Consider the following 14,217-nt stretch of genomic DNA (forward strand, 5'->3'; position numbering starts at 1 on the left):
GCGCCGGCTTGCACCACCCCGATCAAGTCGCTCATGCCGGTGTAGAACAGGATGCGCTCGGACGTGGTGGTCTTGCCGGCATCGATGTGGGCCATGATGCCGAAATTGCGGTAACGCTCGATGGGAGTGGTGCGGGCCACGGGAGCCTCTCAATTTCTTGGAATTCGGATGGCCGAACGCCGCCTTTCGGCGGCCTTCGGATTGGCGCAGCCCTTCTGGGGCCGCGAGGCAGCACCTTAATGGTGCTGCCGTGCCTGTTTTACAAGGCCGTCAAACTCACCAGCGGTAGTGGGCGAATGCCTTGTTGGCTTCGGCCATGCGGTGGGTTTCTTCGCGCTTCTTGATGGCGCCACCACGGTTTTCCGAGGCATCCAGCAGTTCAGCAGCCAGCTTCTTCGGCATGGTGTTCTCACCACGCTTGCGGGCGGAGTCGATCAGCCAGCGCATGGCCAGGGCCATCTTGCGCGACGAACGCACTTCGACCGGAACCTGGTAGGTCGCACCGCCGACGCGGCGGGACTTCACTTCGACCGACGGAGCCACGTTGTCCAGAGCCTTCTGCACCAGCTCGATGGAGTTCGGGTTCTTTTCGCTGATCACGTCCATGGCGCCATAGACGATCTTTTCAGCGACCGACTTCTTGCCGCTCAGCATCACCATGTTGATGAAGCGCGCGATGGTTTCACTTCCGTGCTTCGGATCCGGCAGGACAGAGCGCTGCGGCGTATTACCTTTACGAGACATGTGTACTTTCCCTTAGCTCTTCGGACGCTTGGCGCCGTACTTGGAACGGCCCTGGCGACGCTTGGCAACGCCCGAGGCGTCCAGCGAGCCACGCACGGTGTGGTAACGCACACCCGGCAGGTCCTTGACGCGACCGCCACGGATGAGGACCACGGAGTGCTCCTGCAGGTTGTGGCCTTCGCCACCGATGTAGCTGATGACCTCTTCCTGGTTGGTCAGGCGGACCTTGGCAACCTTGCGGAGCGCCGAGTTCGGCTTCTTCGGGGTGGTGGTGTACACGCGCGTGCAGACGCCACGGCGCTGGGGGCACTTTTCAAGAGCCGGGGAGGCGCTCTTGTAAGTGGTTGCCTGCCGCGGCTTGCGGACAAGCTGATTGATCGTCGCCATCAGTAAGTTCTTCTGAGAGAGGCCCGGTGAAAACAGGCCATGAATGCGGATATGTGCGAGCAGGCCGAAGGAATCCAGCCTGCTGAGACAGACGATTGTAGCAACCTGGCGAAAACGCAGTCAACCGCGCACGCGCCAAGCCAGCCCTGATCCCGGGCCGTTACAGGGGAGCCTTCTCCATGCCCCCCGTTCAGGTTGTCAAACCGGCCCCCTTTCGCGGACCGGCCGGCATCCTACCTCATTGGTGGCGGTTACGCCACCGGCAAAGCGGGGTTCGGCACCACCTACGGTGGTGCCCTACCCCTTCGGGCATCGTCCGCCCAACGGTCGGCCGCTACCCGAAGGTGGGTCCGACCCTTGCGGGTCGGACCGGTTTCTCATTCCTCGCCCGCGGCCGATTCGGCTTCGGTCGATTCCACTGCCACCGGAGCTGCCGGAGCCACTTCAGCCACGGCCGGCGTGCCGGACAGGGTCTGCATTTCCGACTCGGTCAGCCCGGAGGCATTGCGACGACGGTTGGCGTGGTAGGCCAGGCCGGTACCGGCCGGGATCAGGCGGCCGACGATGACGTTTTCCTTCAGGCCGCGCAGGTTGTCCGAGGTGCCGCGGACGGCGGCTTCGGTCAGCACGCGGGTGGTTTCCTGGAACGAAGCCGCCGAAATGAACGATTCGGTGGCCAGCGACGCCTTGGTGATGCCCAGCAGGACCGGATCGAAACGGGCGATCAGCTCGTTACGGGCGGCCAGGCGTGCATTTTCCTCGATGACGCGCTGGCGCTCGGCCTGCTCGCCATTCAGGAACTTGCTGCTGCCCTGATCGGTGATTTCGACCTTACGCAGCATCTGGCGGGTGATCACTTCAATGTGCTTGTCGTTGATCTTCACGCCCTGCAGGCGGTACACGTCCTGGATTTCCTTGACCAGGTAGGCGGCCAGCGGTTCGACACCCAGCAGGCGCAGGATGTCCTGCGGGCTCGGCTCGCCGTCCACGATGGTTTCGCCCTTGGTCACGTGCTCGCCTTCGAACACGATCACCTGGCGGTACTTCGGGATCAGCTCTTCGTGTTCCGAACCATCGGTGTCCTTGATGATCAGGCGCTGCTTGCCCTTGGTGTCCTTGCCGAAGCTGATGATGCCCGAACGCTCGGCCAGGATCGCCGGATCCTTCGGCTTGCGCGCTTCGAACAGATCGGCCACGCGCGGCAGACCACCGGTGATGTCGCGGGTCTTGGACGCTTCCTGCGGGATCTTGGCGACCACGTCGCCCACGCCGACGGCGGCGCCGTCCTGCAGGTTGACAATGGAACGCGGCGGCAGCAGGTACTGGGCCGGCAGGTCGGTGTTCGGGATGGTCAGGTCATTGCCCTTGGCATCCACGATGCGCACGATCGGGCGGAGCTCCTTGGCCTGCGAGCCACGACGCTTCGGATCGGTGATTTCGCGCGAGGCCAGGCCGGTCAGTTCGTCGGTCTTCTCGATGACGGTGACGCCGTCGATGAAGTCGATGAAACGGATGAAACCGGCCACTTCGGACACGATCGGATGGTTATGCGGATCCCAGTTGGCCACGGTCTGGCCAGCCTTCACTGCATCGCCGTCCTTGGACGCGATCATCGAGCCGTACGGCAGCTTGTAACGCTCACGCTCACGGCCATGGGCATCGAGCACCGAGATTTCACCCGAGCGCGAGACCGCCACCAGCGAACCGCTGGCGTGTTCGACGGACTTGAGGTTGTTGAACTTCACCGAACCGGTGGTCTTGACCGTGATGTTGTCCACGGCTGCCGCACGCGATGCCGCACCACCGATGTGGAACGTACGCATGGTCAGCTGGGTACCCGGCTCACCGATCGACTGTGCGGCGATGACGCCCACCGCTTCACCGATGTTGACCAGGTGGCCACGGGCCAGGTCGCGACCGTAGCAGCGGCCACACACGCCGAACGCCGATTCACAGCTGATCGTGGAGCGCACCTTGATGCTCTGCACGCCGGCGTCTTCCAGCTTGGCCACCCACTGTTCGTCCAGCAGGGTGTTGCGGGTCACGATCGGATCTTCGTCGTTGCCCGGCAGGAACACGTCCTCGGCCACGACACGGCCCAGCACGCGGTCCTTCAACGGCTCCACGACATCGCCGCCTTCCACGATCGGGGTCATGGTCAGGCCTTCGGTGGTACCGCAATCCACTTCGGTGATGACCACGTCCTGCGCCACGTCCACCAGACGACGGGTCAGGTAACCCGAGTTGGCGGTCTTCAGCGCGGTATCGGCCAGACCCTTACGGGCACCGTGGGTGGAGTTGAAGTACTCCTGCACGTTCAGGCCTTCACGGAAGTTCGCCTTGATGGGCGTTTCGATGATCGAGCCATCCGGACGGGCCATCAGGCCGCGCATGCCGGCCAGCTGGCGGATCTGCGCCTGCGAACCACGGGCACCGGAGTCGGCCATGATGTACAGCGAGTTCATCGACTTCTGGTCGATGGTCTCACCCTTGGCGTTGACCACCTTCTCGGTACCAATGGTGTCCATCATCGCCTTGGCGATGCGTTCGTTGGTACGCGACCAGATGTCGACCACCTTGTTGTAGCGCTCGCCGGCGGTGACCAGGCCCGACTGGTACTGCTCCTGGATTTCCAGCACTTCAGCTTCGGCCTCGGTGAGGATGCCGCGCTTCTCGTCCGGAATCAGCATGTCGTCGATGCCGATCGACACGCCTGCACGGGTTGCATAGGCGAAGCCGGTGTACATCAGCTTGTCGGCGAACACGACCGTATCCTTCAAGCCCAGCTGGCGGTAGCTGGAGTTGATCAGGCGGCTGATGTTCTTCTTGGTCAGCTCGGTGTTGGCCAGTGCGAACGGCAGGCCCTCCGGCAGGATTTCGGCCAGCAGGGCGCGACCGATCGTGGTATCCACGATCGAGGTCTTGTTCTGCTTTTCGCCGTTCTCGTCGGTCACCACCTCGGTGATGCGGACCTTGACCTTGGCGTGCAGTTCCACCACGCGGTTGTCATAGGCACGCTTCACTTCGGCGATGTTGGCGAAGGCCATGCCCTCGCCCTTCTTGTTTTCCAGGGCACGGGTCATGTAGTACAGACCCAGCACCACGTCCTGCGACGGCACGATGATCGGCTCGCCGTTGGCCGGCGACAGGATGTTGTTGGTCGACATCATCAGCGCACGCGCTTCCAGCTGGGCTTCCAGCGAGAGCGGCACGTGGACGGCCATCTGGTCACCGTCGAAGTCGGCGTTGAACGCGGTGCAGACCAGCGGGTGCAGCTGGATGGCCTTGCCTTCGATCAGCACCGGCTCGAACGCCTGGATGCCCAGGCGGTGCAGGGTCGGCGCACGGTTCAGCATCACCGGGTGTTCGCGGATGACCTCTTCCAGGATGTCCCAGACTTCGGCTTCTTCGCGCTCGACCAGCTTCTTGGCGGCCTTGATGGTGGTGGCCAGGCCACGACGCTGCAGCTTGGCGAACACGAACGGCTTGAACAGCTCGAGTGCCATCTTCTTCGGCAGGCCGCACTGGTGCAGGCGCAGGTACGGACCGACCACGATGACCGAACGGCCCGAGTAGTCCACGCGCTTGCCCAGCAGGTTCTGGCGGAAGCGACCCTGCTTGCCCTTGATCATGTCGGCCAGCGACTTCAGCGGGCGCTTGTTGGTGCCGGTGATGGCACGGCCGCGGCGGCCGTTGTCCAGCAGCGCATCGACCGATTCCTGCAGCATGCGCTTTTCATTGCGCACGATGATGTCCGGCGCGTTCAGCTCCAGCAGGCGGCGCAGGCGGTTGTTGCGGTTGATGACGCGGCGGTACAGGTCGTTCAGGTCGGAGGTCGCGAAGCGGCCGCCGTCCAGCGGCACCAGCGGACGCAGGTCCGGCGGCAGCACCGGCAGCACGGTCATGACCATCCATTCCGGGCGGTTGCCCGATTCCAGGAAGGCTTCGACCAGCTTGATGCGCTTGGTGAGGCGCTTGAGCTTGGTTTCCGAACCGGTGCTGGCGATTTCCTCGCGCAGGCGGGTCATCTCCGACTGCAGGTCGATGGTGCGCAGCAGTTCGTACACGGCCTCGGCGCCCATGGCGGCGTCGAAGTCGTCGCCGTGCTCCTGGCGGGCCTGCAGGTACTGTTCTTCGGTCAGCAACTGGCGGCGCTCCAGGGCGGTCAGGCCCGGCTCGGTCACCACGTAGGCTTCGAAGTACAGCACGCGCTCGATGTCACGCAGGGTCATGTCCAGCATCAGGCCGATGCGCGACGGCAGCGACTTGAGGAACCAGATGTGCGCGACCGGCGAGGCCAGGTCGATGTGGCCCATGCGCTCGCGGCGCACCTTGGCCAGCGTCACTTCGGTACCGCACTTTTCGCAGACCACGCCACGGTGCTTCATGCGCTTGTACTTGCCGCACAGGCACTCGTAGTCCTTGACCGGCCCGAAGATGGCGGCGCAGAACAGGCCGTCACGCTCGGGCTTGAAGGTACGGTAGTTGATGGTTTCCGGCTTCTTCACTTCGCCGAAGGACCACGAACGGATCAGGTCCGGCGAGGCCAGCGCGATCTTGATCGCGTCGAAGTCCAGCGTCTGGCGCTGCTGGTTGAAGAGGTTGAGCAGGTCTTTCATGGTGTTTCTCCGAAAGGAGGAAATCTTGTCGATGGGGCTGTCAGGTCACATCCGGCGGCGCGGCTGCCGGGGCAGCCGCGCCTGCGCGATCAGTTGTCTTCCAGTTCCATGTTGATGGCCAGCGAGCGGATTTCCTTCACCAGCACGTTGAAGGATTCCGGCATGCCCGCGACCATCTCGTGCTCGCCGTCGACGATGTTCTTGTACATCTGGTTGCGGCCCTGCACGTCATCGGACTTCACCGTCAGCATTTCCTGCAGGGTGTAGGCCGCGCCGTAGGCTTCCAGCGCCCAGACTTCCATTTCACCGAAGCGCTGGCCGCCGAACTGCGCCTTGCCGCCCAGCGGCTGCTGGGTGACGAGCGAGTACGGACCGGTCGAACGGGCGTGCATCTTGTCGTCGACCAGGTGGTTCAGCTTCAGGTAGTGCATGTAGCCCACGGTGGTGTGGCGATCGAATGCTTCGCCGGTACGACCGTCATACAGCTGGGTCTGGCCGCTGAGCGGCAGGTCAGCCAGGGCAAGCATGTGCTTGATTTCAGCTTCGGTGGCACCGTCGAACACCGGGGTGGCCATCGGCACGCCGTCGGTCAGGTTCCCGGCGAGGCGCAGCAGCTCCTCGTCGCTGAACTGGGTCAGGTCGACGTGGTTGGCGTGCTGGGTCTTGTCGTGGTTGTACACGTCGTCCAGGAACTTGCGCAGGTCGTTGATCGCGGCCTGCGCCTCGAGCATGCCCTGGATCTTGCGACCCAGGCCCTTGGCGGCCCAGCCCAGATGCACTTCCAGGATCTGGCCGATGTTCATGCGCGACGGCACGCCCAGCGGGTTCAGCACGATGTCCACGGTCTCGCCCGAGGCCATGTACGGCATGTCCTCGACCGGCACCACGTTGGAAACCACACCCTTGTTACCGTGGCGGCCGGCCATCTTGTCGCCCGGCTGGATGCGGCGCTTCACGGCCAGGAACACCTTGACCATCTTCAGCACGCCCGGGGCGAGATCATCGCCGGCGGTGATCTTGCCGCGCTTGTCGGCGAACCGGCGCTCGAATTCCTTCTCGTGCGCCTGGATCTGCTTCTGCGCGCGTTCGATGGCTTCGGAAGCGTCGTCGTCCTTCATGCGCAGCACGAACCAGTCAGCCTTCTTCAGGCCATCCAGGTAGGCGTCGGTGATGATGTCGCCCTTCTTCAGGTTGGTGCCGCCGTTGGCGACCTTGCCCACGATCTGCGAGCGCAGGCGCGCGTAGATGGCACCTTCCAGGATGCGGAACTGGTCGTCGAAGTCCTTCTTGACGCGCTTGATCTCGCTTTCCTCGATCTGGCGCGCGCGCTTGTCCTTCTCGATGCCGTCGCGGGTGAAGACCTGCACGTCGATGACGGTGCCATCCATGCCCGGCGGCACGCGCAGCGAGCTGTCCTTCACATCCGACGCCTTCTCGCCGAAGATCGCGCGCAGCAGCTTCTCTTCCGGGGTCAGCTGGCTTTCGCCCTTCGGGGTGACCTTGCCGACCATGATGTCGCCGGCGCGCACTTCGGCGCCGATATACACCACGCCCGACTCATCCAGGCGGTTCAGCGCCTGCTCGGACACGTTCGGGATGTCGGCCGAGATTTCCTCCGGCCCCAGCTTGGTGTCACGCGCGACGCAGGTCAGTTCTTCGATGTGGATCGTGGTGTAACGATCTTCTTCCACCACGCGCTCGGAGAGCAGGATGGAGTCTTCGAAGTTGTAGCCGTTCCACGGCATGAAGGCGATCAGCATGTTCTGGCCCAGGGCCAGTTCGCCGATGTCGGTGGACGGACCATCGGCCAGCACGTCGCCACGCGCCACCACGTTGCCCACTTCCACCAGCGGACGCTGGTTGATGCAGGTGTTCTGGTTGGAACGGGTGTACTTGATCAGGTTGTAGATATCCACGCCGGCATCGCTGGCGTCGGTGATCTCCACTTCGTTGACCTTGACCACGATGCGGCCGGCGTCGATCTGCACGATCTCGCCGCCACGACGGGCATTCACGGTCACACCCGAGTCACGGGCCACGGCGCGTTCGATACCGGTACCCACCAGCGGCTTCTGCGCACGCAGGGTCGGCACGGCCTGGCGCTGCATGTTGGCGCCCATCAGTGCACGGTTGGCGTCATCGTGCTCCAGGAACGGGACCAGCGCCGCGGCGATCGACACGGTCTGCATCGGCGAGACGTCCATGAAATGGACTTCCGCCGGCGGCTTCAGCAGCGACTCACCCTGGAACCGGCACGGCACGAACTGCTCGGTGAGCATGCTCTTGGCGTCGGTCAGGGCATTGGCCTGGGCGATGACGTATTCGTTTTCTTCGATGGCCGACAGGAACTCGATCTCGTCGGAGACCTTGCCGTCGTGCACCTTGCGGTACGGGGTTTCCAGGAAGCCGTACTGGTTGGTGCGGGCGTACACGGCCAGCGAGTTGATCAGGCCGATGTTCGGGCCTTCCGGGGTTTCGATGGTGCAGACGCGGCCGTAATGGGTCGGGTGCACGTCGCGCACTTCGAAGCCGGCACGCTCACGGGTCAGGCCGCCCGGGCCCAGGGCCGAGACGCGACGCTTGTGGGTGACTTCCGACAGCGGGTTGTTCTGATCCATGAACTGCGACAGCTGCGAGGAACCGAAGAATTCCTTGATGGCTGCGGCAACCGGCTTGGCGTTGATCAGTTCCTGCGGGGTCAGGCCTTCGGATTCTGCCATCGACAGGCGCTCCTTGACCGCGCGCTCGACGCGGACCAGGCCCACGCGGAACACGTTCTCGGCCATTTCGCCGACCGAACGGACGCGACGGTTGCCCAGGTGATCGATGTCGTCGACCACGCCGCGACCGTTGCGGATCTCGGTGAGGACCTTGATCACGTCCAGGATGTCGGAGCTGTCGCCGTGCTCGGCGACCAGGCGCTTGGACTCTTCGTCGTTGCGCTCGCCGAAGTACTTGCGGTCGTACAGCACCGCTTCACCGGTGACTTCCTTGCGGCCGACACGACGGTTGAACTTCATGCGGCCGACCGTGGACAGGTCGTAGCGCTCGAAGGTGAAGAACAGGTTGTGGAACAGGTTCTGCGCGGCGTCCTTGGTCGGCGGCTCGCCCGGACGCATCATGCGATAGATCTCGACCAGCGCTTCAAGCTGGGTCTTGGTCGGATCGATGCGCAGGGTGTTGGACAGGTACGGGCCACGATCCAGATCGTTCACCCACAGGGTGCCCACGGCATCCACACCGGCCTTGCGGAAGGCCTGCAGCTGCTCGTCGGTGATTTCGTCGTTGGCCTGGGCCAGCAGTTCGCCGGTGCCGGCGTCGACCACGTCGTGGGACAGGATGCGGCCGACGATGTAATCGTCCGGCACGGCCAGGGCGGCAATGCCCGATGCTTCCAGCTGCTTGACATGGCGCGCGGTGATGCGCTTGCCGGCTTCGACGATGACCTTGTCGCCGTCGGCCAGGTCGAAGTTCAGGGTCTCGCCGCGCAGGCGCTCGGAGACCAGCTCCAGCTGCACGCCCTCATCGGGATTGATGTGGAACGTGTTGATCTCGAAGAACTCGGCCAGCATTTCTTCATTGCTGTAGCCCAGCGCACGCAGCAGGATCGACACCGGCAGCTTGCGGCGACGGTCGATACGGGTGAACAGCGCGTCCTTCGGGTCGAACTCGAAGTCCAGCCAGGAGCCGCGGTACGGGATGATGCGGGCGCTGTACAGCAGCTTGCCCGAGCTGTGGGTCTTGCCACGGTCGTGGTCGAAGAACACGCCCGGCGAACGGTGCAGCTGCGAGACGATGACGCGCTCGGTGCCGTTGACGATGAAGGTGCCGTTGTCGGTCATCAGCGGAATCTCGCCGAGGTAGACCTCCTGCTCCTTCACGTACTTGATGGCCTTGGTGGACGACTCGCGGTCGTAGATCACCAGGCGCACGGTCACGCGCAGCGGGGCGCCGTAGCTCATGCCACGCTGGCGGCACTCGCGCTCGTCGAAGACCGGGTCGCCCAGCTTGTAGCCCACGTATTCCAGCGCAGCGTTGCCGCTGTAGCTGGCGATCGGGAACACCGACTTCAGGGCCGCGTGCAGGCCGAGATCACGGCGCTTGGCCGGATCCACGTTTTCCTGCAGGAATTCGCGGTAGGAATCCACCTGGATGGCGAGCAGGAACGGCACTTCGAGGATCGAGCGCTGCTTGCCGAAATCCTTGCGGATACGCTTTTTTTCGGTGAACGAATATGACGTCATGGGGTCTCACCTTGGCTGTGCGGGCCCCGCCATGGAGGCGTGGCCCGAAGGGAACATGAAAATTGTCAGTTGGAAGTCGCTGGTATTGCCGGCACCAGCACGCCTTCTCCCGCTACTTCCAACTACCAACTCGCCGGCCTGGGCCGGTACTGCTGGACTTCGGTCATTGCCGCAACAACGACCAAAGGCCGGGGGCTTACGCCCCCAGCCTTGGCTGCATCGCCGTGATTCGATGGCGACGCAAGGAACTGCTTACTTGACTTCGACAGTCGCGCCAGCAGCTTCCAGGTCCTTCTTGAACTTGGCAGCGTCGTCCTTCGAAGCGCCTTCCTTGATCATGCCGCCGGCTTCTGCCAGATCCTTGGCTTCCTTCAGGCCCAGGCCGGTGATGGCGCGGACGGCCTTGATGACTTCGACCTTCTTGTCGCCGGCCGACTTCAGGATGACGTCGAATTCGGTCTGCTCTTCAGCAGCAACGGCCGGGCCAGCGGCAGCAGCCACGGCGACCGGAGCAGCGGCGGAAACGCCGAACTTCTCTTCGATGGCCTTGACCAGCTCCATCACTTCCATCAGGGACTTTTCGGCGATGGCGTCGACGATCTGTTCGTTGGTAAGGGACATTTTGATTACCTTTGGATAATTTTCTGGGTTCAGGTTCCGTCAGGAACCACGTAAACAGCGACTCAGGCGGTTTCGGCAGCCGGCTCGGCAGCGTCGGCGGTTTCGCCACCGTTCTGCTTGTCGCCGATGGCCTTGATGGCGCGGGCGAACATCGTGACCGGCTCGGTCAGGACGCGGGCCAGCATGGCCAGGGCCTGATCGCGGGTCGGCAGCGATGCCAGCACGTCGACGTGGCTTGCCGGGAACACTTCGCCACCGATGGCAACGACCTGCGGAAGCAGCTTGGCGTTGTTCTTGGCAGCTTCCTTGATCAGGCGACCGGCTGCGCCGGGCTCCTCGAGCGAGAACGCGAACAGCATCGGACCGGTGAACTTGTCCGTTGCACATTCAAACTCGGTGCCCTTGACGGCGCGCTCGGCCAGCGTGTTCTTGACAACTTTCAAGAAAACACCGGTTTCGCGGGCCTGCTTGCGCATCGCGGTCATCTGGGAGACCGTGGTGCCAGCGTAATGGGCTGCGATCAAGGAGTGGGCCTTGGCAGCGACGTCCGCAACCTCGGCGACTACTTCTTGCTTCTGGGACAGATTGAGAGCCATTGCACTCCTCCAATTGAACTCCGCTTACGGCTCCTGCCGTTTGCGGTCCTGGGCAGCATCCGTCCTGGACGCCGGGAACATCGGGACGATGTTCCAAGGGTGGGCCGTTCTAGACCTGGATGGCCAACCTGGGTGAACCCAGACCTGCGTAAACCAGAAAAACTCCAGAAGGGCACCATCTACGCAGGGTGATTCCCGAAGGAACCGATTAAGCGGTCGGTACGGCGCCGGCGGCGACTCCATGCCAATGCGAGCATCCCTGCCCGTCGCCGGTGTGCAACGACCGCGCCTGCGGTCTTTGACGGCTATCGTCACGGGCCAGGCCCGCTCGGATTGCCTTCAAATGTCACGGGTGCACGGCCGAAACCGCGCACCCGCTTGAAACGATTACTTCAGGGTCAGCGACGACTGGTCGACGGTGACGCCCGGGCCCATCGTCGAGCTGACCGAAACCTTCTGCAGGTAGGTGCCCTTCGAGGTCGCCGGCTTGGCCTTGATCAGATCCAGCAGCAGCGCCTGCAGGTTCGACTTCAGCGCGTCTTCGGCGAAATCGGCCTTGCCGATGGTGCAGTGGATGATGCCGGCCTTGTCGGTGCGGTAACGCACCTGACCCGACTTGGCGTTCTTGACGGCTTCGCCCGGGTTGGCCGACACGGTGCCGACCTTCGGGTTCGGCATCAGGCCGCGCGGGCCGAGCACGGTGCCCAGCTTACCCACGACGCGCATGGCGTCCGGGGTGGCGATGACGACGTCGTAGTTCAGATCGCCGGCCTGCATCTTCTCGGCCAGGTCGTCCATGCCGACGGCTTCGGCGCCAGCGGCCAGGGCTTCGTCAGCCTTGGCACCGGCCGGTGCGAACACCGCAACGCGCACGCTCTTGCCGGTACCGGCCGGCAGCACGGTCGAACCGCGCACCTGCTGGTCGGACTTCTTGGCGTCCACGCCCAGGCGCACGGCGACGTCGAAGGACTCGACGAACTTGGCCTTGGTGGCGGTCTTCAGGATCTTGATTGCGTCCTCGAAGGCGTAAGCCTTGCCCGGGACGACGGCGGCCTGGATGGCCTTCTCACGCTTGGTCTGTGCCATCTTCTTAACCCTCCACCACAAGGCCCATGGAACGGGCAGAACCAGCGATCGTACGCACGGCGGCGTCCAGGTCGGCGGCCGTCAGGTCAGCTTCCTTCGCCTTGGCGATCTCTTCGAGCTGCTTGCGGGTCACCTTGCCGATCTTGTCGGTGTTCGGGCGCTTGGAGCCCGAGGTCACGCCCGCGGCCTTCTTCAGCAGCGTGGTGGCCGGGGTGCTCTTGGTGATGAAGGTGAACGTACGGTCCGAATAGGCCGTGATGATCACCGGCACCGGCAGACCCGGCTCGAGCTTCTGCGTGGCGGCATTGAACGCCTTGCAGAATTCCATGATGTTCAGGCCACGCTGACCCAGCGCGGGACCGACCGGCGGCGAGGGGTTGGCCTGACCGGCCTTCACCTGCAGCTTGATGTAACCAATTACTTTCTTTGCCATGTGAATACTCTCCGGGTGCTAGCGCCTTGCGACCACAGGCTCCCCATCGGACCGGGAATCTCGCGTCCCGGCATCGCGTTTTTGAATTCACGCAGAAGGCCACCTTGCGGCGGCCCTTTGCTTTTGCCAGCTTCCTGGCAGGAAGCCGAGCACTATATCAGATTTTCAGGCCGCCGCGTGAATGCGGGCAGCCTTCAGATCAGGTGGCCTTTTCGACCTGGCCAAATTCGAGTTCGACCGGCGTGGCGCGACCGAAGATCAACACCGAGACGCGCAGACGGCTCTTCTCGTAGTTGACTTCTTCCACGACACCATTGAAGTCGTTGAACGGGCCTTCGGTGACACGGACCATCTGGCCCGGCTCGAACAGCACCTTGGGACGGGGCTTTTCGACACCTTCCTGAACGCGGTCCAGGATGGCGGCGGCCTCCTCGTCCTTGATCGGCAACGGCTTGTCCGCGGTGCCGCCAATGAACCCCAACACCTTGGAGGTGTCCTTGATCAGGTGCCAGCTTTCGCTGTCGATGCGCGGAATGCCGCCTTCGTCATGGGTCTCGATCTGCACCAGCACGTAGCCGGGGAAGAACTTGCGCTCGGAGCGACGCTTCTGGCCGCCGCGCATTTCCACCACTTCTTCGGTCGGGACCAGGACGTCGCCGAACAGATCCTGCTTTTCCTCGCGCGCGATACGGTCGCGCAGCGCCTGCGCCACGGACTTCTCGAAGCCTGAATAGGCGTGAACGACATACCAACGCTTCACAGGTTTCTCCTTATCGACCCAGGAACAACTGGATCGCTTTCTGAATCAAGAAATCAAAGCCGCCGAGCAGCAGGCTGAGGATGATCACCACGACCATCACCACCCACGTCATGCGGATGGCTTCCTGGCGCGTCGGCCAGACCACCTTGCGCAGCTCGAAGCGGGATTCGGAAAGAAATTCACGGGTGTCGCGACCCTTGGCGGTCAGCATGAACACACCGAAGCCGGCCGCCAGGCCGACGGCAACACCCAGGCCACGCAGGGGACCGGACCAGGCATTCTGGGCTGCATGCTCGGGCATGCCGAACCAGAACCACGCAAAAAGACCCGCAAGTGCCAGGAGCACTGCGGCGGCGTATTTGACGATGTCACCCCCGGTGGAGGTGTCCTTGGAATGCTCGATCTTGCTATTCATCCGGCTCTGGCTGCTGTGGCGGCATGGCCGCTGGAAGGGAGAAGTGGCACGCCAGGAGGGACTCGAACCCCCAACCTGCGGTTTTGGAGACCGCTGCTCTGCCAATTGAGCTACTGGCGTACTGAAAAAACTGCCTTCCCTTAGACGGCGAAGGCGGACCGGGGGTTCCCGGCCCGCCGTTCGCGAGACCGGCAGCGCTGTGCTGCCGCCGGTAGTGCAGATTACGCGATGATCTTGGAGACCACGCCGGCGCCGACGGTACGGCCGCCTTCACGAATCGCGAAGCGCAGGCCTTCGTCCATGGCGACCGGG

Annotated in this window: 11 protein-coding genes, 1 tRNA gene and 1 pseudogene; all 13 read right to left on the bottom strand. The window is 63.4% G+C overall.

The annotated features are described in order from the left end of the window. Positions 1–140 (bottom strand): GTP-binding protein (locus ACGFZ3_RS18585; RefSeq protein ID WP_392924721.1); only part of this gene is annotated, 140 nt, incomplete at its 3' end. 136 nt (positions 141–276) lie between these two features. After that, the gene (gene rpsG / locus ACGFZ3_RS18590) at positions 277–744 is read right to left on the bottom strand and encodes a 30S ribosomal protein S7 (RefSeq protein WP_068849450.1); all 468 of its coding nucleotides are present in this window, start codon (positions 742–744) and stop codon (positions 277–279) included. Between the two features lie 12 nt (positions 745–756). Continuing rightward, positions 757–1,131 (bottom strand): 30S ribosomal protein S12, encoded by a 375-nt coding sequence (gene rpsL / locus ACGFZ3_RS18595; protein WP_025879344.1) that lies wholly within the window; start codon positions 1,129–1,131, stop codon positions 757–759. Positions 1,132–1,508: 377 nt separating this feature from the next. After that, complete coding sequence (gene rpoC / locus ACGFZ3_RS18600; protein WP_392924702.1) at positions 1,509–5,750, bottom strand: DNA-directed RNA polymerase subunit beta'; 4,242 nt, start codon at positions 5,748–5,750, stop codon at positions 1,509–1,511. Positions 5,751–5,839: 89 nt separating this feature from the next. Next, positions 5,840–9,994, bottom strand: coding sequence for a DNA-directed RNA polymerase subunit beta (gene rpoB, locus ACGFZ3_RS18605; RefSeq protein WP_392924705.1), 4,155 nt, complete (start codon positions 9,992–9,994; stop codon positions 5,840–5,842). Positions 9,995–10,246: 252 nt separating this feature from the next. Beyond that, positions 10,247–10,615 (bottom strand): 50S ribosomal protein L7/L12, encoded by a 369-nt coding sequence (rplL, locus tag ACGFZ3_RS18610; RefSeq protein ID WP_392924709.1) that lies wholly within the window; start codon positions 10,613–10,615, stop codon positions 10,247–10,249. 62 nt (positions 10,616–10,677) lie between these two features. Further along, complete coding sequence (gene rplJ, locus ACGFZ3_RS18615) at positions 10,678–11,211, bottom strand: 50S ribosomal protein L10 (protein ID WP_282247497.1); 534 nt, start codon at positions 11,209–11,211, stop codon at positions 10,678–10,680. 387 nt (positions 11,212–11,598) lie between these two features. Next, on the bottom strand, positions 11,599–12,297 hold the full coding sequence (gene rplA, locus ACGFZ3_RS18620) for a 50S ribosomal protein L1 (RefSeq protein WP_068849440.1): 699 nt from the start codon (positions 12,295–12,297) through the stop codon (positions 11,599–11,601). A 4-nt stretch (positions 12,298–12,301) separates the two neighbouring features. Then, complete coding sequence (rplK, locus tag ACGFZ3_RS18625) at positions 12,302–12,730, bottom strand: 50S ribosomal protein L11 (RefSeq protein WP_282247498.1); 429 nt, start codon at positions 12,728–12,730, stop codon at positions 12,302–12,304. A gap of 199 nt (positions 12,731–12,929) precedes the next feature. After that, a complete protein-coding gene (nusG, locus tag ACGFZ3_RS18630) occupies positions 12,930–13,490 on the bottom strand; it encodes a transcription termination/antitermination protein NusG (RefSeq protein ID WP_392924714.1) in 561 nt (186 codons plus the stop codon). Positions 13,491–13,500: 10 nt separating this feature from the next. Beyond that, positions 13,501–13,905, bottom strand: coding sequence for a preprotein translocase subunit SecE (gene secE / locus ACGFZ3_RS18635; protein ID WP_392924717.1), 405 nt, complete (start codon positions 13,903–13,905; stop codon positions 13,501–13,503). Positions 13,906–13,949: 44 nt separating this feature from the next. Continuing rightward, positions 13,950–14,025, bottom strand: a tRNA-Trp gene (locus ACGFZ3_RS18640). 101 nt (positions 14,026–14,126) lie between these two features. Next, positions 14,127–14,217: pseudogene (locus ACGFZ3_RS18645) on the bottom strand (elongation factor Tu); the annotation flags it as partial.

Origin of the sequence: Stenotrophomonas sp. NPDC047960 (assembly GCF_043204395.1) — a bacterium.
Lineage (GTDB): Bacteria > Pseudomonadota > Gammaproteobacteria > Xanthomonadales > Xanthomonadaceae > Stenotrophomonas.